Origin of the sequence: Pseudomonas sp. NPDC087029 (assembly GCF_044745345.1) — a bacterium.
In the GTDB taxonomy this organism is placed as follows: Bacteria; Pseudomonadota; Gammaproteobacteria; order Pseudomonadales; family Pseudomonadaceae; genus Aquipseudomonas; species Aquipseudomonas faucium.
This window is the reverse complement of record NZ_JBIVAB010000029.1, coordinates 1-1,908: the sequence shown is the minus strand read 5'-3', so window position 1 is coordinate 1,908 and position 1,908 is coordinate 1. Positions and strand designations below refer to the sequence as shown.

The following is a 1,908-nucleotide window of genomic DNA, read 5'->3' as shown; positions in this document are numbered from 1 at the left end:
GACGATGCAGACATGTTGTACATGTTGCCTGCGTCCAGTGAAAACTTCTCCAGCAACTTGATTCTGGCGCAAGACCTTATTTGGAATAAGGTGCTGGTGCCTGCCATCAAGGATGTGGAGTGGGTGAAGGATGCGCGGTTTGAAGACCGCGAAATTCCAGGGTCACGTCATCGGCAGCTGGTGGCAACAGCGGGTACGCTCGGGGCGAATATCTTCATCGAATTTCCAATGCGTAAGTATGAACTTCCGGCGTTTAGCTTCCGGTTTGACGGCGACAAGCCGATGCGCTTTTATGTTGCCGGCGATGGGGTGAGATTCGAATTCAAGCCGGACCCACTCTACATCGATTCCACGCTCTCACTGAAAGATGATAGTTCGGACGATCCGTGGTACCACCGGTACGCTGTCATCAAGATAGATATACGTATCGAGCTGGCTTTTCGTTTTGTCGTTGAAGCGCAGGGCGATAATCCGGTCATCAAGTTGGTATTTGATGAGGACGTGGCCTATAGCAACTGGGAAATTCATGAAACCGATGCAGATGCGAATGGGCAGGAGTGGATTCGGACTCACCTGAACGTTTATAAAGCGTGGTTGCAAGAGCCGCTGGAAAAAATTGTGACGCCACTTAGAACGATTGGCGCTACGTTGGATGCGTTCCGCCTGAATAACCTGTTGTTCAGGGGCGATCATGTTGTCACACCCGATATTCTCAATCTGCCAGGTGACCTGACGGTGCTAGGCCACTTGTCACCGGAGCGTACCGATCTGGTCATCGAACCGGTCGAAGTTGTCGTTGCCGGCGGCGGTCGCCTGCAGTTCACGCCTTCGTTGCTGGGGGATACCAACTGGTCGGTCGCCAATGTTGATGACGATGGAGGCTCACCGGGCAGCATCGATACCTTCACCGGCTTGTACACGGCACCTAGCGCCGAGTCGTTGCGCGCTGCGGGTTTCCGCCGTGTCGTCGTCACTGCCCAGCGTGGTGACAAGGTCAGCAAAGCCATGGTCAGCCTGGTTGAAAGCAGTGTTTCAGTCTACCCCTCGGTGGTGGTGGTTGAGCTGGGCAGCCAACACTCCCTGGTGGCAGGCGAAGTGGAGGGTGCCGCACTGAGCTGGGCCCTCAAGGACGCGAACCTGGGTGCAATTGCGCCGGACCCGGACAAAGACCCGACCATGCAGGATGGGTACAAGTTTACCGCCGCCACGACCTTGCCCGAGCCTGCTTCAGGTGACCCATTGAATTACTACGGGTCTCGGCTCACTGAAGTTCAAGTTTCAACCGCAGCAGGCGGCACACGCACGATCGATGTGTTGGTCATCAATAACCGAAGTGGCAGTTATTGGCTGGAGGCGAGTGCGCAGGGCGAGGGTGTGAAACTTACCTTCTACAGAACGACCCGATCGAATCCCAAGGAAGAAGTGCCTGCTGCAGACACGCATTGGCACAAATACAAAGGCGATGGCACCTTCGTCAACGGTGTGTACACCCCTCACGCAGGCAGTGTCGAGCAGTATGCGGTTGTTTCTGCATTCTATGACGACGGCGAAAGTACAGACCGTTTCGCGTACATGATCATCCCGATTCCCTTCGTTTCCAGCCAGCACTTTGTGGCGTTGCTTGGCGCTCAATAAGCGTTTCCAGCAATCGAGGTATTGAAGCCGGGCGCAGATTTTTCATGGAGGGCGGTGTGCTCGCAATCCAGCGGGCAGCGCTGAGCGCTGTCCCATTAATTTTTGATGTTGCGTAACACTCAAGAGTGCAGAAGTGAACAAGCGGGTTAACTCTGTATCAAGGAGCAGGTATATGAATAACGCGATCTTTCCTCAAGCCTTGTCGCTTGAAGAGTATCTCAGAAGAATGGGTGAAAAACCCTGGACGTTTGGCTGGGATGCGCTGGTGGTTTT

General features: G+C 54.4%; 1 protein-coding gene. It reads left to right on the top strand.

From position 1 onward, the window contains the following. A partial coding sequence (locus tag ACIPG5_RS25220; protein WP_401378736.1) for a hypothetical protein occupies positions 1-1,635 on the top strand: 1,635 nt, incomplete at its 5' end. Positions 1,636-1,908: the final 273 nt, after the last annotated feature.